Source organism: Aeromonas sp. R5-1 (assembly GCF_040908265.1).
GTDB classification, from domain to species: domain Bacteria; phylum Pseudomonadota; class Gammaproteobacteria; order Enterobacterales; family Aeromonadaceae; genus Aeromonas; species Aeromonas caviae.
This window is the reverse complement of sequence record NZ_JBFODJ010000103.1, coordinates 35,834-57,059: the sequence shown is the minus strand read 5'-3', so window position 1 is coordinate 57,059 and position 21,226 is coordinate 35,834. Positions and strand designations below refer to the sequence as shown.

18 protein-coding genes are annotated in these 21,226 nt (G+C 60.9%); 11 read left to right on the top strand and 7 right to left on the bottom strand.

Translation table 11 applies throughout. From position 1 onward, the window contains the following. The first annotated feature begins 390 nt into the window (after positions 1–390). From zntR to AB5Y64_RS14300, 3 genes are all read left to right on the top strand, one after another. Entirely contained in the window at positions 391–828 is a 438-nt protein-coding gene (zntR, locus tag AB5Y64_RS14310) for a Zn(2+)-responsive transcriptional regulator (protein WP_039040827.1), read from the top strand. Then, entirely contained in the window at positions 818–1,354 is a 537-nt protein-coding gene (locus AB5Y64_RS14305) for a dihydrofolate reductase family protein (protein WP_039040828.1), read from the top strand. The genes zntR and AB5Y64_RS14305 overlap by 11 nt, the downstream gene beginning before the upstream one ends. Before the next feature lie 107 nt (positions 1,355–1,461). Continuing rightward, positions 1,462–1,680, top strand: a complete 219-nt coding sequence (locus AB5Y64_RS14300; RefSeq protein WP_039040829.1) for an alternative ribosome-rescue factor A — start codon at positions 1,462–1,464, stop codon at positions 1,678–1,680. A gap of 116 nt (positions 1,681–1,796) precedes the next feature. Here the strand turns inward: AB5Y64_RS14300 and hemW are convergent, their stop codons facing one another. Together hemW and rdgB are read right to left on the bottom strand one after the other, a co-directional pair. Continuing rightward, positions 1,797–2,942 carry a radical SAM family heme chaperone HemW gene (hemW, locus tag AB5Y64_RS14295; protein ID WP_039040830.1) on the bottom strand — a complete coding sequence of 382 codons (1,146 nt, stop codon included), beginning with the start codon at positions 2,940–2,942 and terminating at the stop codon, positions 1,797–1,799. 132 nt (positions 2,943–3,074) lie between these two features. Continuing rightward, positions 3,075–3,671: an RdgB/HAM1 family non-canonical purine NTP pyrophosphatase gene (rdgB, locus tag AB5Y64_RS14290; protein WP_039040831.1), complete on the bottom strand. Its 597-nt coding sequence runs from the start codon at positions 3,669–3,671 to the stop codon at positions 3,075–3,077. Between the two features lie 234 nt (positions 3,672–3,905). Between rdgB and AB5Y64_RS14285 the strand changes: the two genes are divergently transcribed. From AB5Y64_RS14285 to AB5Y64_RS14275, 3 genes are all read left to right on the top strand, one after another. Next, on the top strand, positions 3,906–5,069 hold the full coding sequence (locus AB5Y64_RS14285) for a multidrug effflux MFS transporter (protein ID WP_039040832.1): 1,164 nt from the start codon (positions 3,906–3,908) through the stop codon (positions 5,067–5,069). Between the two features lie 102 nt (positions 5,070–5,171). Then, positions 5,172–6,221 (top strand): oxidoreductase, encoded by a 1,050-nt coding sequence (locus AB5Y64_RS14280; RefSeq protein WP_010675603.1) that lies wholly within the window; start codon positions 5,172–5,174, stop codon positions 6,219–6,221. Between the two features lie 306 nt (positions 6,222–6,527). Beyond that, entirely contained in the window at positions 6,528–6,773 is a 246-nt protein-coding gene (locus tag AB5Y64_RS14275; protein WP_010675602.1) for a hypothetical protein, read from the top strand. Positions 6,774–6,853: 80 nt separating this feature from the next. Here the strand turns inward: AB5Y64_RS14275 and AB5Y64_RS14270 are convergent, their stop codons facing one another. Further along, a complete protein-coding gene (locus AB5Y64_RS14270) occupies positions 6,854–7,309 on the bottom strand; it encodes an NfeD family protein (RefSeq protein WP_010675601.1) in 456 nt (151 codons plus the stop codon). After that, positions 7,306–8,229, bottom strand: a complete 924-nt coding sequence (locus AB5Y64_RS14265; RefSeq protein WP_029314806.1) for an SPFH domain-containing protein — start codon at positions 8,227–8,229, stop codon at positions 7,306–7,308. Before AB5Y64_RS14265 ends, AB5Y64_RS14270 begins: the two co-directional genes overlap by 4 nt. A 197-nt stretch (positions 8,230–8,426) precedes the next feature. Between AB5Y64_RS14265 and cysG the strand changes: the two genes are divergently transcribed. From cysG to cysC, 5 genes are all read left to right on the top strand, one after another. Beyond that, positions 8,427–9,851: a siroheme synthase CysG gene (cysG, locus tag AB5Y64_RS14260; RefSeq protein ID WP_039040833.1), complete on the top strand. Its 1,425-nt coding sequence runs from the start codon at positions 8,427–8,429 to the stop codon at positions 9,849–9,851. A gap of 104 nt (positions 9,852–9,955) precedes the next feature. After that, entirely contained in the window at positions 9,956–10,924 is a 969-nt protein-coding gene (gene cysD / locus AB5Y64_RS14255) for a sulfate adenylyltransferase subunit CysD (protein ID WP_052258884.1), read from the top strand. Positions 10,925–10,948: 24 nt separating this feature from the next. Further along, positions 10,949–12,376, top strand: coding sequence for a sulfate adenylyltransferase subunit CysN (gene cysN, locus AB5Y64_RS14250; RefSeq protein WP_010675597.1), 1,428 nt, complete (start codon positions 10,949–10,951; stop codon positions 12,374–12,376). Positions 12,377–12,380: 4 nt separating this feature from the next. After that, positions 12,381–14,105 carry an SLC13 family permease gene (locus AB5Y64_RS14245; protein WP_039040834.1) on the top strand — a complete coding sequence of 575 codons (1,725 nt, stop codon included), beginning with the start codon at positions 12,381–12,383 and terminating at the stop codon, positions 14,103–14,105. A 345-nt stretch (positions 14,106–14,450) separates the two neighbouring features. Further along, on the top strand, positions 14,451–15,044 hold the full coding sequence (gene cysC, locus AB5Y64_RS14240) for an adenylyl-sulfate kinase (protein WP_039040835.1): 594 nt from the start codon (positions 14,451–14,453) through the stop codon (positions 15,042–15,044). 219 nt (positions 15,045–15,263) lie between these two features. Here the strand turns inward: cysC and AB5Y64_RS14235 are convergent, their stop codons facing one another. The 3 genes from AB5Y64_RS14235 to AB5Y64_RS14225 form a co-directional block, all read right to left on the bottom strand. Then, positions 15,264–16,940 carry a UvrD-helicase domain-containing protein gene (locus AB5Y64_RS14235; RefSeq protein WP_039040836.1) on the bottom strand — a complete coding sequence of 559 codons (1,677 nt, stop codon included), beginning with the start codon at positions 16,938–16,940 and terminating at the stop codon, positions 15,264–15,266. Continuing rightward, the gene (locus AB5Y64_RS14230) at positions 16,937–18,862 is read right to left on the bottom strand and encodes an ATP-dependent endonuclease (protein WP_039040837.1); all 1,926 of its coding nucleotides are present in this window, start codon (positions 18,860–18,862) and stop codon (positions 16,937–16,939) included. Before AB5Y64_RS14230 ends, AB5Y64_RS14235 begins: the two co-directional genes overlap by 4 nt. 551 nt (positions 18,863–19,413) lie before the next feature. After that, positions 19,414–21,042: a PAS domain-containing methyl-accepting chemotaxis protein gene (locus tag AB5Y64_RS14225; protein ID WP_039040839.1), complete on the bottom strand. Its 1,629-nt coding sequence runs from the start codon at positions 21,040–21,042 to the stop codon at positions 19,414–19,416. Between the last annotated feature and the right edge of the window lie 184 nt (positions 21,043–21,226).

Here is a 21,226-nt window from a genome sequence, read left to right as displayed (position 1 = left end):
CGAGGCTCAACACACAGAGAGTCCCCAAATAAATGGAAGTGGGGGATTTCGCAAACCACTCTCGCCCGGGGCGGCCGTTGGCAAAAGCGTTTTAGGAAATGCCCGCTTGACGCGACGCTCTCTTGTGGGCGCGTATTCTACACAAAAAATGTGACCTGTGGTGGATTTTTTAAAGAGACAAACCCTTGTGGGATGCGGCGTTAAACGTTTTCTGGTGAATTTTTGTGAAACGTTTGTCTTTTCAGTGTTTTGGGGATAAATGGCCGGCAAGTGAGGGGTTAGCTGCTGCTTTCCTGCCTTTGACTGGCAATCGCCGGGCAAAGAGGTGATAGTGGAGGCCGGTTTATATTGAGTACCATGTCGGGAATGTCATGCGGGGGGAGAGGAAGGATGTATCGGATCGGGGAACTGGCCAAGGCGTGCGGGGTGAAGGCGGACACCCTGCGCTTTTACGAGAAGAACGGCCTCATCTCGCCGGGGATCCGCAACGAGTCGGGCTACCGCCTCTACGGTGAGCAGGACAGACGGCGGCTGGAGTTCATCATCCGCGCCAAGTCGGTGGGCTTCTCCCTGGCGGACATCGGCGAGCTGCTCGCCCTCGACACCAACAAGGCCAAAGTGACCTGCCAGGAGGTGAAGGCGGTGGCCGACACCAAGCTTGAACAGGTGGAGCAGAAGATAGTGGAGCTGACCCGCTTTCGGGAGAACCTGAAGGCGCTGTCTGACATCTGCTGCGGCGGCCCGCGCTCGGCGGAGCATTGCGCCATCCTCGAAACCCTGGAGTCCGGCGCCCCTTCCCGCCACGAGCACCACGACCATGAGCACTGAGCTGCGCCGGCCCCGGGTCTCCGCCTTTCTCGCCCTCTCCCTCGACGGCTTTATCGCGGGGGAGGGGGGTGATCTGGATTGGCTCGCTCCCTACAACGGCGACTCCCAGGAGGAGACCGGCTACAGCGCCCTGATGGCCAGCGCCGATCTGCTGCTGATGGGGCGCAACACCTACGATATCGTGAGCGCCTTTCCCGAGTGGCCCTACGGGGACAAGCCGCTGGTGGTACTGACCCACAGGCCCGCCGACCCCCGTCCTCGGGTCGCGTTCAGGCAGGGGGCGCTGGTGCAGGTGCTGGACGAGTTGTGGCAGGGGGGAAGCCGTCACCTCTATCTGGATGGCGGGGAGCTGGTGAGGCAGGGTCTGCAGGGGGCCCTGGTGGACGAGCTGACCCTGTTCTGGGTACCGATCACTTTGGGACGCGGGGTGCCGCTCTTTGCAGGATCCCTGCCCGGCGCGCTGAGACCGGTGTCGAGCGCCGTGCTGCCAAGCGGCCTGGTGCGGGTCGTCTATCACCCCGCCTGACAGCTTGCACGGGGGAGGCAAGAGGTGCACAATCGGCGCGTTTTTCGCCACCTGCCCTTCCAGACAGGGACGACAGGCAAACACGACAACCCCATCAAGGAGCCCATATGGCCAAGAAGAAGGTGACCTGTGTCACCGCCGAACCCGCCTGCGAACATCAGCGCGGCATCATTCAGGACAACCACCTCAAGGCACTGGTGACCTCCCCCCTGTTCCAGGCCCGGGTCGAGCCGAGCAAGAAGGGCAAGGGCAGCTATCAGCGCAAGGCCAAGCACGGCAAGCGGTGGGAGCCCGGCCAACAGCGGATGGTTAGCGTCTGCTGTTGAGCGGGTTTCTGCCGCAAGGCATCAGTTAACACAATCAGGGCGCCAATGGCGCCCTGATTGTTGTTCTATTCGCTGGTGCTGACTTGCGGTCTTGACGCAAGAGAGTGAACCCGTGCTCACTCGTCCATAAAGAGTTCGAGCAGCACGTTGAGATAGCGATGCCCGAGGGGGGTGAGCTGCCAGCTGTCGCCGAGATCCTCGATCAGCTCCTTGGTCCGGGCGATGGCGAGCATGGTCTCTACCCGCTCCAGCGGTAGCCCCGTGAAGGCCTCGAACTCCGCCTTGGGGGCGGGTTCAAACAATCTGAACCGGTTCATGAAGTACTCGAGCGGCAAATCGTCCGCGCTCACCTGCCATTGGCTGTCCAGATAGGGGCGGCTCGGATCCAGATAACCTTTCGGATGCTTCACCTTGGCGGTGCGCAGGATCTGCTGGTTGGCAAGATCCGTCACCTTGCCGTGGGCGCCGCAGCCGATCCCCAGATAGTCGCCAAAGCGCCAGTAGTTGAGGTTATGGCGGCACTGATACCCCTCTTTGGCATAGGCCGAGATCTCGTACTGCTGATAGCCCTGGGCGGTCAGCATGGCGTGGCCCTGCTCGTAGATGTCCCACAGGGTGTCATCTTCCGGCAATGTGGGGGGCTTGGAGGCGAATGCCGTGTTCGGCTCTATGGTGAGCTGATACCAGGAGAGGTGCGGCGGCGCGCAGTCGATGGCCTGCTGCAGGTCGTAGAGTGCATCGTCCAGGCTCTGATCCGGCAGACCGTGCATCAGATCCAGGTTGAAGGTGGGAAGCGCGATGGCGTGGGCCAGTTCGGCGGCCTTGCGCGCCTCCTCGGGGCCGTGGATGCGGCCGAGCCGGGTCAATTTCTCCTGCTGGAAGCTCTGCACCCCGATGGAGATGCGATTGATGCCGGCCCGCTGGAAGCCGGCGAACTTGTCCGCCTCCACCGTGCCCGGGTTGGCCTCCATGGTGATCTCGCAGTCCGGGGCGAGGGCGATCCGTGCGCGCACCCCGTCCAGCAGCGCCTGCATGGCGTCAACGGAGAGCAGGCTCGGCGTGCCGCCACCGATAAAGATGGAGGAGAGGGGGCGCCCCTGGGCCCAGTGCAGATCCTGCTCCAGATCCTCCAGCAGGGCCGCCACGTACTCGAGGTGGGGCAGCTCCCCCTTCTGGGCGTGGGAGTTGAAGTCGCAGTAGGGGCACTTCTGGACGCACCAGGGCACGTGGATATAGAGGGAGAGGGGCGGCAGTTGCAGCATGGGATTTCCAGTATTCAACAATCAAAAGGGGTCGGGTGGCCCTGGTTGCCGGTGACAACGGGCGGGGCGCCGCGAACGAAACGGGGGCCGACGGCCCCCATTGTAGATGACAACGCGGCGGGAGACAGCGCTTTAGTTGACCGCCGCCAGGGCCGCTTTGAGCTTGGCCAGGGCCTGGCCACGGTGGCTGAGCTGGTTCTTGAGCTCCGCCGGCATCTGGGCCGAGGTGCAGTTGTGGTCGGGGACGAAGAACACCGGGTCGTAGCCAAAGCCGTGCTGGCCGCGCGGTTCGTCGATGATCATCCCTTCCCAGCTGGCCTGGCAGATGATGGGGGTGGGATCGTCGGCGTGGCGCATGTAGACCAGCACGCACCAGAAGCGGGCGCTTTTCAGGTAATCCGGCGCGCCCTTGAGCTCGGCCAGCAGCTTGTCGATGTTCTCCTTGTCGCTGGCACCGGCACCGGCAAAACGGGCGGAGTAGACGCCGGGGCGCCCGTGCAGCAGATCCACTTCCAGACCGGAGTCGTCGGCCACGGCGGGCAGGCCGGTGACGCGGGCGGCGTGGCGGGCCTTGATGATGGCATTCTCGACGAAGGTGGTGCCGGTCTCGTCGGCATCGGAGACTGCAAACTCGCTCTGCGGGATCACCTGGATCTTCATATCGGCCAGCATGGCGGCCAATTCCTTCACCTTTTTCTGGTTCCCTGTTGCCAGGACAAGCTTGTTCATCACACACCTCCGCAAAAATAATCTGCGCATTCTATGCGGGGGAGGGGTTTAGTAAAAGCGCCAATTGCCCGGGATCCGGTGCCAACGGGGGATCCTGGTTCCACCCCCTGAGAGGTAGAAGAGATACATGTTTCCAGTGGGGAATAACCGAAGTGATTAAATACCATTTCAATTCATTACTCTGAGTCAGTAGACTCGCGGCCCAATCGATATTCCTAGGGCTTGAGGTGACTGATGCCATTGATTCTTTTGCTTGTACTCCTGGTGTTGTTCAGCCCGCTGGCCATCGACATCTATCTGCCTGCCATCCCCCAGATGGCCGAGCAGCTGGGGGCCGAAGTGACCCTGATGCAGGGCACCATCACCTGGTTCCTGTTCAGCATGGGGCTGGGGCAACTGCTGGTGGGGCCGCTGGCCGATCGCTACGGGCGTAAACCCATCGCCCTGGGGGGCGTGCTGCTCTACGGCCTGAGCGCCCTGGCAGCCGGCTTTGCCGCGAGCCTCGGCGAGCTGATGCTGGCGCGGGTGCTGCAAGGCTTCGGGGCCTGCGCCACCTCGGTGGCCGCCTTCTCGGTGGTCCGTGACAGCTATGGCCCCAAGAAGAGCGGTCAGATGATCTCCTATCTGAACGGTGCCATCTGCTTCATCCCCGCACTGGCGCCCCTGCTGGGTGGCTGGCTCACCGCCAAGGCGGGCTGGTCGGCGAACTTCTGGTTCATGGCCGGTTACGCCGTGGTGGTCGGTAGCTGGCTGCTGTGGCGGATGCCGGAAACCCGTCCTGAGGAGACCAGCAGTGCTGGCCCGCTCATCAGCTGGTCCCGCTACAGCCCGGTGCTGCGCTCCCCGAGCTTCCTGTTCAACGCGGCGCTGTGCATGCTGGCGATGGCGGTGATCCTCGCCTACGTGACGGCGGCGCCGGTACAACTGATGGTGACCCTGGGGCTGGACATGAGTGGCTTCAGTCACTGGTTCACCGCCAATGCGGCCCTCAACATCCTGGCCTGCTTCCTGGCCCCGCGCTTCATCGCCCGGGTAGGGCCAAGACGGACCCTGCGCATTGGCCTGCTGGTGCTGCTGCTCTCCGCCATCACCCTGACCCTGGCCATGCACATCCCGCACCCGCTGGCCATGATGGGCCCGGTGTTCCTCTCCAGCATCGGCTTTGCGATGATCCTGGGCGCCGCCGCGGGTATGGCGCTGGCCCCCTTCGGCCACTGCGCCGGCACTGCGGCCGCCCTGCTCGGCCTGTTCCAGATGAGCGGCTCCGGCGCCCTGGTGGGGATCACCGGTTGGCTGATGCCGGATCCCCTGAGCCAGCTGGCCTTGCACATGTGGCTGCTGCTGCCCCCGCTGGTGATGCTGATGACCCGCCAGGGCCGGCGCTTGTGTTTGCAATAAATCCTGTGCTCTGATGAGCACACTCAGGGGGCCTTGAGCCCCCTTCTCTTTTTCAGGCGACCCGCCTGCCTCGCATGATCACAGACCCGTGGAGAAAACCGGATGAGCCACACAATCAACGCCGCCCTGGTGGGATACGGCTTCGCAGGACAGACCTTTCACGCCCCCTTCCTGGCCACGACCCCGGGCCTGACCCTGCGCTGGGTGGTGAGCCGGGATGCCGCCAAGGTACAGGCCGCGTTGCCCGGCACCCGGGTCGGCACCCTGGAGCAGGTGCTGGCCGATGACAGCCTCGATCTGGTGGTGATCGCCACCCCCAACGACACCCATGCCCCCATCGCTCGCGAGGCCCTGCTGGCGGGCAAGCACGTGGTGATCGACAAGCCGTTTGCCCTGGATCTGGCCGAAGCGAAGGCGCTGGTCGAGTTGGCGGAGAAGCAGCAGCGGCTGCTCAGCATCTTCCACAACCGACGCTGGGACGGGGATTTCCTCACGGTGCGCCGTCTGCTGGCGGAGGGGGCGCTGGGGCAAGTTGCCCAGTTCGAATCCCACTTCGACCGTTATCGCCCCGAGGTGCGCCAGCGCTGGCGCGAGGCGGGCGGCCCGGGCTCCGGTCTCTGGTTCGATCTCGGCCCTCATATCCTGGATCAGTCGCTCCAGCTGTTCGGCCAGCCGGACTGGTTGCAGGCAGATCTGGGCAAGCAGCGCCCCGGGGCCCTGGCGGACGACTACTTCCATGTGGTGCTGGGTTACGGCGAGATGCGGGTCATTCTGCACGGCAGTTGTCTGGTGTCGGCCGTGATGCCCCGCTTCGTGGTGCACGGCAGTCAGGGCTCCTTCATCAAGTTCGGCATGGACGTGCAGGAGGAGCAGCTCAAGGAGGGCAAGCGGCCTCCGGCGGCGGACTGGGGCGTGGATCCCGCCCCCGGCCAGCTCAGCCAGATCCGGGACGGTCAGCTCCTGCAGCAGACCGTGGCTGGCGAAGCGGGGGACTACGGCGCCTACTATCGCGGTGTCTGCGCCGCCATCCGGGGAGAAGGGGAGAACCCGGTGCCGGCCGACGAGGCCCTGGCGGTGATGGCCTTGCTGGACCTGGCCCGGGAGAGCGACCAGCAGGGGCGGCGCCTGCCTTGTCAGAAGCTGTCTGACTGACGGCGTTATCCGACAGCGCCGAGAGCCTGACAGAAAGACAATGGCTGACTGGCAATCGCCAGGTAATTGGCGATTTGTTGTGCGAATTTGGTGGTGAATGGGTGTTTTATATTAATATTTGTCGTTGCAGCAGTGTTTCTTATCATGCCAACGAGAAAATATCATTGTGATACGCGTTTTCATCGGCCGCATATGGGGATATATTTCGCGCGCCTTCGGGCTCCAGCGGCCGGTGTGCCGACAGGAGCCGGGGCGTACAGTGATGGTCTCTGCACCATCTCTCCATCTTTTTTTGAGGGTATGCACATGAACAAAGTACTGGTAGCCGGTATCCTGGGTCTGATGTTGACCGCCTGTGGTCAGAAAGAAGAAGCTGCCGCTCCGGCTGCGACCCCGGCCGCAGACGTTGCTGCCACTGTCGAGAAAGCCGCTAGCGAAGCGTCTGCTACCGTCGAGAAGGCTGCTTCCGAAGCTTCCGCTACTGTCGAGAAGGCTGCCGCTGACGTGGCCACCAAGGCTGAAGCTGCCGTGAGCGATGCCAAGGCCAACTAAGCCAGCACCTCATTGAAAAACGGGTCCGGCGCACTCGCGCCGGGCCCGTTTTTTTATGGCCATGGCGGGGCGTTGCCCAGTCAGCCGAGGGGTTCCACCAGCAGGATGTGGGAGTCGGCCCCCACCACCTTGACCCGGCTGCCGGCCGGCAGCGGCGCGTTGCAGCGCACCGTCCAGACGGTGTCGTCCAGATGCACCCGGCTCATCCCCTGGCTGACCTCGTCCAGCAGGGTCAGCTCGCGGCCCATGTAGCTTTGCATCCGCTCGTTGATGGGAGCGGCGGCATCCAGCCCGGAGCGATCCCGGCGATGCTGCCAGCGCCACCAGGCCCAGGTGGTGAGCAGGGATTGCAGGGCGAAGAGCAGCAACTGCGCCTGCCAGCCGAAGGGCCAGACCAGCAGCAAGAGTCCCACCTCCAGGGCGGCGATGCCGGTCCAGAGCAGAAAGCCCACCGACCCCATCACCTCGATGGCCAGCAGCACGAAGCCGAGCCCCAGCCAGTGCCAGTGGGTCAGCCCCTCGAACAGGGCTGTCATGATTTGCCCGCCTTGCCGTCTTTGTTGAACAGCTCGGCCATGCCCGCCACCGAGCCTATCAGGCTGCCCGCTTCCAGGGGCATCATGATGATCTTGCTGTTGGGGCCTTCACCGATGCGGGCCAGGGCCTCGGTGTATTTCTGGGCCACGAAGTAGTTGATGGCCTGCATGTCGCCCTCGGCGATCGCCTGGGAGACCATGTGGGTCGCTTTGGCTTCTGCCTCGGCGGCCCGCTCCCGCGCTTCGGCGGCGAGGAAGGCGGCCTGACGCTCACCCTCGGCTTTCAGGATCTGGGACTGCTTCTCCCCCTCGGCCTTCAAGATCTTGGACTGGCGCACCCCTTCGGCCTCCAGCACCTCGGCCCGCTTCTGGCGCTCGGCCTTCATCTGGGCGTTCATGGCTTCCACCAGGGCGAGGGGCGGGCGCACATCCTTGATCTCGATCCGGGTCACCTTGATGCCCCAGGGGGCGGTGGCGGCATCCATGGTGCGCAGCAGCTTCTCGTTGATGGTGTCGCGCTGGGAGAGCATTTCGTCCAGCTCCATGGCGCCGAGCACGGTCCGCATGTTGGTCATGGTGAGATTGCGGATGGCACTGGTGAGATCATTGACCTCGTAGCCCGCCTTGCGGGCATCCACCACCTGCACGAAGCTGATGGCGTCGATGGTGACGTTGGCGTTGTCCCGGGAGATCACCTCCTGGGCCGGGATGTCCAGCACCTGCTCCATCATGATGATCTTGTGGCCGATGCGGTCGATGTAGGGGATCAGCAGGTTGAGGCCCGGGGAGAGGGTGCGGGTGTAGCGGCCGAAGCGCTCCACGGTCCAGTTGTAACCCTGGGGCACTATCTTGATGCCGGCACTCAGGGTGGCGAGTACCAGGAATATGAAGATCCCCAATACAATCAATGACTCATTCATGATTAAGCTCCTTATGAAACACTTTCACTAGCCTAGGGTCTGGTGCCATCCACCACAAGCAGATTCGCTTCTCTATTGCCGCCACACGGCTTTACTAATTACCAAAACGCATTAAAGAGCATTTTTTATTATTTTGAGGGATAAGCGCTCCTGCCTATAGTCGCCCCAGATGTCGCGATGCCGAGGAGCGGGCCCTGATGGATTATTTACCTATGTTTGCCAGGTTGGAAGGCCGCCCGGTACTGCTGGTGGGCGGGGGCGAGGTTGCCCTGCGCAAGGCGCGCCTGCTGCTGGCGGCAGGTGCCCGGATCACCCTGGTCTCTCCCGTGCTCGAGCCCGAGTTCCATGAATTTGCCGGTCGCTTCACCCATGTGGCGGCGCGTTTCGACCCGGCCCACCTGGCAGGGCAGATCCTGGTGGTGGCCGCGACCGACGATCTCGAGGTCAACGCCCTGGTCTACCAGAGCGCCACCGAGCGCGGTCTGTTCGTCAACCTGGTGGATGACCCCGAGCGCTCCAGCTTTATCTTCCCCTCCATCATCGATCGCAGCCCCATCGTGGTGGCCGTCTCCAGCGGCGGCAAGGCCCCCGTGCTGGTGCGCCTGTTGCGCGAGCGGCTCGAGAGCCTGCTGCCCCGCCATCTTGGCGGTCTGGCGGAGCTCTCCGGCCGGGTGCGCCGCCGGGCCAAGCAGGTGCTGGCCTCCCTCTCCGATCGCCGCCGCTTCTGGGAGCGCGCCTTTGCCTCCAACACCCTGGCCGGTCTGATTGAGAAAGCCGATTGGCAGGGTGCCGAGCAGTGGCTGAACGAGGGACTGGACAAGGCTCGTACCGAAGTGGGCGAAGTGGTGCTGGTGGGGGCGGGCCCGGGGGATCCTGGCCTGCTGACCCTCAAGGCGCTGCAACAGATTCAACAGGCCGAAGTGGTGCTCTATGACCAGCTGGTCTCCCCCGAGATCCTGGATCTGGTGCGCCGTGACGCCACCCTGGTGTCGGTCGGCAAGAAGGCGGGTGCCCACAGCGTGCCCCAGGAAGAGACCAACCGCCTCTTGGTGGAATACGCCAAAGCGGGCAACCGGGTGGTGCGCCTCAAAGGGGGCGATCCCTTCATGTTCGGTCGTGGTGGCGAGGAGCTGGAAGTGCTGGCCGAGGAGGGTATTCCCTTCTCCGTGGTGCCCGGCATCACCGCCGCCGCCGGTGCCACCGCCTATGCGGGCATTCCGCTCACCCACCGCGACCATGCCCAGAGCGCCGTCTTCATCACCGGCCACTGCCAGAAGGAGGGCAAGGAGCCCGACTGGCAGCAGCTTGCGGCCACCAACCAGACCCTGGTCATCTACATGGGGCTGATGCGCTCCGAGCATATCCAGCAGCAACTGGTGAGCCATGGCCGACGCGCCGCCACCCCCATCGCCATCATCGAGCGGGGCACCACGGCCCGCCAGCGGGTGCTGACCGGCACCCTGGCGGATCTGGCCGAACTGGCCCAGCAGGCGGTGAGCCCGTCGCTTATCGTCATCGGTGAAGTGGTGGCCCTGCGCCAGCAACTCGCCTGGTTTGGCGAGCAGGGGCAAGGGCAGGAAGCAAAAAGCGGCCACGAGCTCAAGCTGGTGAGCCTGGCCTGAGAGGCGAGACCCGAATCGATTTGACGGTGCGGCCAAGGCGGCACCGAACTGAACCAACACCGCGCCCCGAGCAGGTGCGTTAGCAATGAACCGAGGACCCAGACATGGACCGTGAAAGACTGACCCAACTGCAGCCATCCGATGCACAGAGCATCCGTGCAGGAGTCACCCGCGAGCGACTGACTCACCTGCAGCAACTGGAAGCCGAGAGCATCCATATCATCCGCGAGGTGGCCGCCGAATTTGAAAACCCGGTGATGATGTACTCCATCGGCAAGGACTCCTCCGTCATGCTGCACCTGGCCCGCAAGGCCTTCTACCCGGGCAAGATCCCCTTCCCCATGCTCCACGTGGACACCAACTGGAAGTTCAAGGAGATGATCAAGTTCCGGGACGAGACCGCCAAAAAGTTCGGGCTGGATCTCATCGTCCACAAGAACCCGGACGGTCTGGCCATGGACATCAACCCCTTCGTGCACGGCAGCAGCAAGCACACCGACATCATGAAGACCGAGGGGCTCAAGCAGGCGCTCAACAAATACGGCTTCGATGCCGCCTTCGGTGGTGCCCGTCGCGACGAGGAGAAATCCCGCGCCAAGGAGCGCGTCTACTCCTTCCGCGACAAGTCCCACCGCTGGGATCCGAAGAACCAGCGCCCGGAGCTGTGGCGCGTCTACAACAACCAGGTCAACAAGGGGGAGAGCATCCGTGTCTTCCCGCTCTCCAACTGGACCGAGCTGGACATCTGGCAATACATCTATCTCGAGAACATCGACATAGTCCCGCTCTACTTCGCGGCCATGCGCCCCGTGGTGGATCGCGGCGGCATCAAGATCATGGTGGATGACGATCGCATGCCCATCGGCCCGGAAGACGAAGTGAAGCAGGAGCTGGTGCGCTTCCGTACCCTCGGCTGCTACCCGCTGACCGGGGCCATCGAATCCAATGCCACCACCCTGCCGGAGATCATCGAAGAGATGCTGATCACCACCTCGAGCGAGCGGCAAGGGCGGCTCATCGACCACGATCAGGCCGGCTCCATGGAGCAGAAGAAGCGTCAGGGCTATTTCTAAAAAAATGTTCTAAGGAATCGCAACATGAACAACCACATTCAGACCGCCATCAGCGAACAGGGCATTGAAGCCTACCTGCACGCCCAGCAGCACAAGAGCCTGCTGCGTTTTCTCACCTGCGGCAGCGTGGACGACGGCAAGAGCACCCTCATCGGCCGCCTGCTGCACGACTCCCAGCAGATCTATGAAGATCAGCTCAAAGCACTGGAGTCCGACAGCCAGAAGCTCGGCACCACCGGCGAGAAGCTGGACCTGGCCCTGCTGGTGGACGGCCTGCAGGCGGAGCGCGAGCAGGGCATCACCATCGACGTGGCCTACCGCTATTTCTCCACCGCCAAGCGCAAATTCATCATCTCGGATACCCCGGGCCATGAGCAGTACACCCGCAACATGGCCACCGGCGCCTCCACCTGCGATCTGGCCATCATCCTGATCGACGCCCGCAAGGGGGTGCTGGATCAGACCCGCCGTCACAGCTTTATCGCGAGCCTGCTCGGCATCAAGCAGTTCGTGGTGGCAGTGAACAAGATGGACCTGGTGGAGTTCAGCCAGGAGGTGTTCGATCGCATCAGCTTGGAGTACCGCGAATTCGCCAAGAAGCTCAGCGTCGACACCATCCACATCGTGCCGGTCTCGGCCCTGGACGGCGACAACGTGGTGAACCCGAGCGACAAGCTGGCCTGGTACCAGGGCGAGACCCTGCTCTCCTTGCTGGAGTCCGCCGAAGTGGAGCGCGAGCTGGAGCGTCACCCGGTGCGCCTGCCGGTGCAGTACGTGAACCGCCCCAACCTCGATTTTCGCGGCTTCGCTGGCACCTTGGCCTCCGGCATCCTGCGGGTGGGCGACAAGCTTGCCGTGCTGCCGTCCGGCAAAGAGAGCACGGTGACCCGCATCGTCACCTTCGACGGGGATCTGGAGTACGCCCTGCCGGGTCAGGCCATCACGGTCACCTTCGCGGACGAAATCGACATCAGCCGGGGCGACCTGCTGGTGGATGCGGCGAAAAAGCCCCAGGTGACCCAGAACGTGCTGGCTCACATCGTCTGGATGGGGGAAGAGTCCCTGCAACCGGGCCGGGTCTATGACGTCAAGCTGGCCACCAAGAAGAGCCGTGGCCAGGTGGAGGCCATCCGCCACCGCATCGAGATCAACAAGCTCGACGAGCTGCCCGCTTCCGAGCTCAAGCTCAACGAGATCGGCCTGTGCGAATTCAGCCTCACCGACCCGGTGGCGTTCGACCCCTACAAGGAGATCCGCGACACCGGCAGCTTCATCCTCATCGACCGGCTGACCAACGTCACCGTCGGTGCCGGCATGATAGTGGAAGGGCTGGCGGCCAAGGTGATGGCAGGGCAATACAGCGAGTTCGAAGTGGAGCTCAACGCCCTGGTACGCAAGCACTTCCCCCACTGGCAGGCGCTGACCATCAGCAACGATTCCGGCAAGGAGTAAGCCCATGACCTGGCAACAATCCCTGGTGCTGGGTCTGCTGGCTGCCCTCGTCGCCCTGCTGATCCAGGGCAAACTCCGGCCGGCGCTGCTCTTCTCGGGCGCCGTGCTCATCACCTACCTGAGCGGCCTGGCGGACATCAACGCCGTGGTGGCGGGCTACACCAACAGCGCCCTGCTGACCCTGGTGTTGCTGCTGCTGGTGTCGCTCGCGGTGGAGAAGACTCGGGTCATGAGCTGGTTTGCCAACCTGGTGGGCACCGGCTCCTTCAACAAGGTGCTGGTGAAGGTGTGGTTTTCCACCGCCTTCCTGTCGGCGTTCGTCAACAACACCGCCGTGGTGGCGTCCATGCTGGGGGCGGTCAAGCGCAACCCCAACCATGCGCCCTCCCGGCTGCTGTTGCCCATGTGCTTCGCGGCGACCTTTGGCGGCGTGCTGACCCTGATCGGCACCTCCACCAACCTCATCGTCAACAGCTTCCTCATCAAGATGGGGGCCAAGCCGCTTGGCATGTTCGACTTCTTCATGGTGGGGGCGGGGACCCTGCTGACCGGCCTGGTTGCCGTGCTGCTGTTTGCCCGCCATCTGCCGGAGCAGGACACCGAGATGAGCCGGGAATCCGGCTATTTTCTCGAAGCCAAGGTGGGCCCCGGCTCGCCGATGGCCGGGCGCAGCGTCAAGGAGAACGGCCTGCGCAGCCTGAAAAGCCTCTATCTCGCCGAGATCATCCGGGGCAACCAGGTGATCTGCCCGGTGCAGCCGGAACACGAGTTGCACGAGGGGGACATGCTGCTGTTCTGCGGCGACGTGGAGAGCGTCGGCGTGTTGCAGGAGCTCAAAGGGCTGGATCTCTACGGCCAGCATCGCCTCAACGGCCAGCACCTGGTGGAGGTGATCGTCAGCCACAGCTCGCGCCTGGTGGGTCAGACCATCAAGGATGCGGAGTTTCGTACCCACTTCGATGCGGTGGTGCTGGCGGTGCGCCGGGGCGAGACCCAGCTCACCGGCGGCCTCGGCCAGATTGAACTGCACGCAGGGGACACCTTGCTGCTGGCCCCCGGCCCCAAGTTTGCGGGCAACAAGTCCCTCTCCCGGGAGTTCGTGGTGGTGAGCGGGCTGGAGGCCTCCACCCGGCTCGATGCCACGCGCAGCGCCGCCGTGGTGGCGGGGTTCCTCGGGGTGCTGACCCTGTCGGTGCTCGACCTGGTGCCGCTCTTCAAGGGGCTGCTGGTGATGCTGGTGGTGCTGCTCTTCTCCCGCATCCTGACCCTGGACGAGATCCGCCGTCGCTTTCCGCTGGATATCTGGCTGGTGGTGGGCGGGGCCCTCGCCATCGCCGATCAGCTGGAGAAGAGCGGCCTGGCCAAGCTCATCGCCGACTGGCTGATGGGGGAGTTCAACGGGGCCAGTCCCTTTATCGCCTTCGTGGGGATCTATCTGTTTACCCTGGTGCTGACGGAGCTGATGAGCAACAACGCGGCGGCGGCCCTTGCCTTCCCCATGGGATTCCAGCTGGCGCTCAGCATGGATGTCTCCACCATGCCGTTCATTCTGGCGGTGCTGTTCGGGGCGAGTTCCAGCTTTATCCTGCCCTACGGCTACCAGACCAACCTGATGGTCTATGCGGCGGGCAACTACAAGATGCCGGATTATCTCAAGCTGGCCCTGCCTGTCTCCCTGGCCTACAGCCTCGGGGTGATCGTCATGGTACCCCTGCTGTTTCCGTTTTAAGGTCTGATACCGGGGGATGTGTTAAGGGCTGCTTATGTTAACGCAGCTTTTATCAAGGCAGCTTATGATGCAGGGGAGTGCCAGGGCACTGGCATCCAGGCGTAAGCGCCAATCAGGGGGTGTTGCATGCGCAATATCAGGGCATCAGCACCTTGCCGCCTCATCGCGAGGCGGCTCCCCGCTGTAGCGGACAGTTTTCAGTATTGCGGCGTGAGCGCCAATCAAGGAGTGTTGGATGAGCAATGCCATGGCATCAGCACGTTGTCGACTGATAGTCCGAGGCGGCTCCCTGTGGTGCCGGACAGTTTAAGTTTTGAGGCGTGAGCGCCAATCAAGGAGTGTTGGATGAGCAATATCGTGTGGCATGCCCATGCCGTCGACAAACAGAGCCGGGCCGAGCAGAAGGGGCAAAAGCCCCTGGTGATCTGGTTCACCGGACTCTCCGGGGCGGGCAAGTCCACCCTGGCGGGGGCACTGGAGCAGGCGCTGGCCGCCTCGGGCAAGCACACCTATCTGCTGGATGGGGACAATGTGCGCCACGGCCTGTGCGGCGATCTCGGCTTCGATGACGCCGCCCGCCAGGAGAATATCCGCCGGGTCGGCGAAGTGGCAAAACTCATGGTAGATGCGGGCCTGATCGTCCTCACCGCCTTTATCTCGCCGTTCCGTGCCGAGCGGGATCTGGTACGCAGCCTCCTGGGTGCCGACGAGTTTGTCGAGGTGTTTGTGGATGCGCCCCTTAGCGTGTGCGAAGAGCGTGACCCCAAGGGGCTCTACAAGAAGGCGCGGGCGGGGGAAATTCGCAACTTTACCGGTATCGACTCCGCCTACGAGGCACCGGAAAACCCGGAAATCCATCTGCTGAACGCTGGCAAGCCGGTAGAGGCCATGGTGGATGAACTGCTGACGGCGCTAAGGCAGAGAGGGCTGACAGACTGAGGTCGATGTTCGCCACTGATCATCTATAGCAGAGGGGGCCTTGGCCCCCTCTTTATTTCCCTATTTCCCCGCAACGATTTATGTGTCGCTACAACCATTTATCCGTTGAACGTTTTTGATATCTTAGGATGCAATAAGCGTAGTGCATTGCATCGCAATGCCTAATTGTCGGGCTATTAAGCGTCAACCAATATTGCGGGTATGACGACCCTATTTTGCTTATGGTTCTTGTTTCACAAACGGTATGGTATAGCCGAAATATTCAGTTTGAGGTGTGCGATGCACATCCCAGCGCTTCGTATGTCCAGCTGGACGTTCTCGCTGATCCGCATGAGTAAGGACTAGGCGTTTTTTGGCACGTGAGACACCGACAAAAAAAGCACAGCGGTTTTCATCCTGATTTCCAAAGAAGTTCTCGTTTTCGATGGCCATGATGATGACCGAATCAAACTCAAGGCCCTTACTCTTATGGATGGTCAGTATTCGTACGGCTTGATCGTCTGAGAAGCGCTTAAGGGCTTGGGGCAAGTCAGGCTCCAGCGTTAGTAATTCTTCAATCTTGGTCTTAGTATCACGGATTACTTCGTTTAGCCGGTCACGAGACTCGTAATCAGGGGAAAGCGACATTAGTGTTTCAACACTGATTTGCTTCAGAAATATTTGAACAAACACCCACCAGCCAGAGAAAGGGGGGGCAACCAGCTCGTTAAGGGCTATTTCTTTTCGTTGCTGCTTGATCAGCCGATCAAGGTCTTTGCGCGCATTCGACGGAGTCTCGTCATTTGCAAACGGGATTAGCTGGTTCATGAGCCGAATCCATGATTTGGGCTCGCGCTGACCATAGAGGCAGGAAAGATAGTCCACGATCAAACGTGCTGCAGGCTCGACTGTGATGTCTTGCATCTGCTGCTCGTTGCGAAAGGGGATGCCACGAGCCTCCAGTGCCGTCATAAGGTGATCAGCGTACAGGTCAAGCTGATTACGAATCAGGACCGCAATTTCTGCTGGTGGCAGCTGTTCTGTGTTTATCCAACCTGCAATCAAATCTGCGAGGTAGTCTGCTTCTTGACGACTGTTTTCAAAGCGCCACGCGAATACCTCTCCTTCGTCGCCTGCAAGTTGCTCATCAGGCATGATAGAAGCTGGATCCAGCTTGCGAATGATCTCGTTCTGCAAGCGCAGCAAACGTGGTTGAGAGCGGAAGTTTCGGTACATATTGAGCGGAGTTGCTGCAAAATCAGCAACGAAGTCCTGAAAGATGCCTTCCAAAGCGCCTGCCCAGCCCATGATCTTTTGCTTGGTGTCGCCCACGGCGGTCAAGCGAATGTTCGTACCTTGAAAAGCGAGCTTGAGGAGTTCGTATTGACGATTTGTACAGTCCTGGAATTCGTCGAGGAAGACATCGCTGTAGGTTTGACGGATGGCATGTCGCGCGACAGGGGACTTTCTTAGAATCTCAATTGCCCATGGCACCAGATCGGAAAACGTGATCAACGTTCGTGATGGGCCAAGTTTCCGATCTGCAATTTGGTATCCAGCATCCAACGCATACTCACCAGTTAGCACAGGACGGAAACGATCGATGATGCGCTTGGCGAATGCGTGAAAGGTATAGCTGTCAAACCGCGTAGCAAGTTCTGAACCACAGCGTCGCTTGACCCGTTCTTTCAGGTTACTGCTGGCATCGACCTTGAACGAAATGGCCAGAATCCGTTTGGGATAGCGGCAGGTACCTGTGCGCAATAGGAAATCTGCCCGCTGTGCAAGCATTTCGGTCTTTCCCGCGCCTGGGCCTGCGGTAAGAGCAAGGCTGCGTGTTTGCTCCTTGGCTGCAATTAGGGCGTTGGGCTCAAGTGTCAGCCCATCTGCAGGTTCCCAAGTCTCGACGGTTATCATTCCGGCAGAACCGCGAGTTTGGTGATGACGGCATCTGCCAATCTGCTCAGGGATGCGGGCATGTTGGTCAGTAGTTCTGCATCAGTCAGCTGAGCCAATGCATCAATATGGGCTGCGGGTTTGCTACCAAGCTTGAAGCGCTGATGGTAAGTGTTAAATAGCTTCTGCTCATCTTTGCTGTACTGGCTTGCATCGTGGTGACTTTTACCCAAAACAGCTTTGATCGTGGATGCCTCAGGATCTTCCTTAACTACGCCATACGCATCTGGGTAAGCAAGTAACATGGCGAAATCGAGATCCATAGGAGCCGAGAAAAATACACCTCGACTCTCCAGCTCAAGAAATACGTCTTTCGTTCCTCCATCAAAATAGTGATGTGTTCGGACTGGTGTATCGGCTGTATCCCATTTCGGCAAAGTTAAAGCGGCAGGAAGTATTTTTGCCGGTTCAAACTTAAAGAGTTGATCATTCACGTACTTGATTCGTCCCCAACCAGCAGCATAGCGAGATACATCGAGGTCTAATAATGTCAAATATGGAATTTGCAGTGTGGAAAGTAGGCGCCAAAAGTGATTTACGTGACGTCCCCCCAAGGGGGCTATTGAAACCGCAGATTCATCAACAGGAGATCCCTTCGCTTTAAGAAGTCGTGGTAATACGATTTCTTCACTATCACCCTCTCCAAGAACAACAAGTCGCGAGAAATAAACCTCGGGAAAGGCTTGTACTGCCTCACGCACAAACTTGTGCGCTTCATCAGCTGTGTCTGGCAGCAGGATATGCGTGACTCGTGATGTTCGCTCTTCGGTCAACCTCAGATAACGGATATGTTCCGGAGCAACGCGCCGCAGCATGGATGGTGCGTGGGTAGCGATGAGCGCTTGTGCGTCACCTTGTCCGGTCATTCCATTGAGGGCATTGACGATTCGCCCAAGGTAGTGTGGCGAGAGACTGTTTTCTGGCTCTTCGAGAGCGACCACCGTAAAGACTGGTGGGCGCAGCTTGTCCGGATCGAATGAAGTATCTTCAGCCGCCAGTACAGCACGGCCAATCGCCTGCGAAGAGTGTACCAGTGACAGATACAGCATCGACTTCTGGCCGTCGCTAAGTCGTGAGAAATCGACCAACTGCTCCCCATGGCCAGGAGTGAAAGACACCGACATGTGCCGCAACAAGGCTTCGATCTCGGACGCAACAAAAGTGAGCTTGGGGTCGGCAAAGAAGTTGCCTTTGTGTAAAGCGCCCCATGCATTTCTCAAACTTGCGCTGAACGCATTGATTGATGGATTGCCCGCCAAGCTGTCACTGATTTGGTCGGTCAGTCCCTTGATGACTGTTCGCTCTGCATCCCAGTTCACCGCACGCAGCATGCGCCCCAGTAATGCATTGGCTCCATAGGCAATGTGATCGGCGGGATCACGGCGTGCGGGGAGGTAGTGGATATGTATATGGTTACGTTCCGCTCGGGGTACTTGGGTGGTGGTAAGTGGTGAGCCATCTGGATTGATGTCCAACACATAGACCATGTTTTCCTCTATATCCCCATCCAACCCCATGGTTGCATTAAGGCGAAAACGAATACGTGGTGTGCCATCGATCTCGTCGAGGCGCATATGACCGAAATGAGGTGCAACCGTGCTGTTGTCTCCGTCATCTTTTAATTCAGGGAATACAAAGTCGGCCTCGATCCATAACTGGCGCTCCGCCGGAGGCACTTCTTCGTTCAATGGGACATGAAAGTCTGAGCGCAGTATTCGACGCAGTGATGGATCAAAGGCAAACAACCGACACAAGGCCTGCAGTGCAGCTGTTTTGCCGGAGCCATTAGGCCCAATGAGGTAAGTCATCTCCTCCAATGGAATTTCGGTGGGTGCTGCCCCGAAAGATTGGAAGCTCGATAGGCGGAGGGTTTGCAGCTTCATTGGGCATCCTATGTCTTAGAACGAAGAGAATGGGGATCATCACCATGTTGAGTGATTCGTAGCAGGTTGCCGATTGCACATCTAACTCGGATGGCAAAGTTCTTGCCCGTGGATTCGCGGCATTTTACCTGTACTTTTGTGCAGGCTTGGCTCATGGCTGACTCCGACGAGAGGGTTGCCAAGCAGCTATGTTACCGAACGGCGCTGGGGAGAGAAGCGGAAGAGGGGCGTTTTCTGGGCAAGATCAACAAATTTATTAATAAGTCGGTGGTGATGGGTTTCTCAGCATTGGCCGTGCATCAGAGCAGGGTAGTGAAATCGAGGATTCACCCTGTTGAGTGCCCTGTCGCACAGCGGCCATTCAAAGCGCGGCAAGGGTAAGACGGTGGCAGCGGGAGTAGATAAGCGGCTGGCCGCCCTGTAACAGCGGGGTTGGATCTAGAGTTCTGTCCCAGCCTTATAATGTCGATGGGCCCCGTCTTGTGAGAGACGGGGCCCATGCTTTTTTGTATTAGCGCACGGTCTTTGGGTCTGGTTTGCTCCGTGAAGGCTTAGCGGGCCAGCAGAGGTTGGCCGCTGGTCAGGGCGGCACTGGTTGGCCGGGTGGCGGGATGCTGCTGGAACTGGCGCACCAGCCGCTCCAGATCCCCGAGCTGCTTCACGAGGGCAATGATGCCCTGCACGGCGTGGCGGCTGCCCTGGCTGGAGTCATCGGCCAGACGCTTGATGTCCAGCACGCTGTGATGGATGTCCTGGGTGACCAGGGATTGCTCCTGCATTGCCTGGGCTATCTGGTTGCTGCCTGCGGTCACCTGCAACAGGCGTTCACTTATCTGTTGCAGGATATCGCCGGTGGCGGCGGCCTTGAGGCGGCAACTGGCGGAGAGCTGTTCCCCTTGCGCCATGGCCTGCTGGGCATCGTCGGCGCTGGCCTGCAAGAGGCTTATCATCTGCTGGATCTCGCCGGTGGAGGATTGGGTCTTGATGGCGAGGGTGCGGATTTCGTCCGCCACCACCGAGAAGCCGCGACCGGACTCGCCCGCCCGGGCCGCCTCGATGGCCGCATTGAGGGCCAGCAGGTTGGTCTGGTTGGCGATGTTGTTGATGACGTCCAGGATGCCGTCGATGGCGCGGCACTGGCTGGCCAGCGCCTCTATCACGGCGCGGGAGGTGAGCAGCTCGCCGTGAACCCCTTCCACCGCCGCCACGGTATCGAGCACGCTGCGATTGCCCTCCCGAAACAGCACGGCGGTGTTGTCCAGGCTGTCCGAGGAGGCGCTCGAGCTGTGGGAGACCTCGCGAATGGACGCCGTCATCTCGGTGATGGCGGTCGCTACCTGGTTGGTCTGGGCCTGCTGTTGCTGCAGGTTGCCGGTGATGGACTCGGCATTGCTCAGATCCGTCTGCGCCGCCTGCACGATCTGCTGGCAAGTCTGCTGGGTTCGGGCCAGCACCGCATTGAACTCGGCCTGGTTCATCTTCATGGCGAGCTCGACGGCAGCCAGACGATCGACCCGGCCGGTATACAGCAGTTGCATCAAGGGGTTGTCGAAACGGTGGCGGGCCAGGGTCTCCAGCCGGGCGAGGCGCCGGGAGAGGATCTGGCAGATGACGAGCGCAACCACCAGGGGCAGGGCGCCGATGAGCAGTGGCCAGCCCGGGCCGTGCTGATAGCCGAGGGTGACCAGACTGGCCAGCAGTGCCATCAGGCAGAGGTGGATCCCCAGGGTGTGGCAGCAGGTGGGCAGGCGCAGGGCCCGGGGGGTCTTGCCGCGGCGCATCTCGTCATAGACCCGCTCCGCACGCTGTTTGACCGCGTCGTCCGGCGCCGTGCGCACCGACTGGTACTCCACCACCTTGCCGCTTGCGTCCTGAATGGGGGTGACGAAGGCGTTGACCCAGTAGTGATCCCCGTTCTTGCAGCGGTTCTTGACCGGGCCCATCCAGCTTTTGCCTTCCCGCAGATGGCGCCACATGTCGGCAAACGCCTGGGGCGGCATGTCGGGGTGGCGGACCAGGTTGTGGGGCGCCCCTTGCAGCTCCTCCAGGGTGAAGCCGGCTATCTGGCAGAACTCGTCGTTGGCATAGGTGATGCGGCTCTCCAGATCCGTGGTGGAAATCAGGTTCTGGTGCGACGGGTAGAGGCGCTCACGCTGGGTAACGGGTTGATTGACTCTCATGGTACTTCCTGCCTGACAGGGGAAAGAGAGTCTGGTTGCAATTCGTACACCAGAGTGCCCAAAAACGCTTAAATTGCGCTCTATATGTCTCTTTTGCGCTCAAAACCCGCAGAGGGGGGAACATGGCCCGGGCTCGCGTCCGCCCCTGCCGTCAGGATTCGCTTTTTGGGAGCCGTTTTGGCAA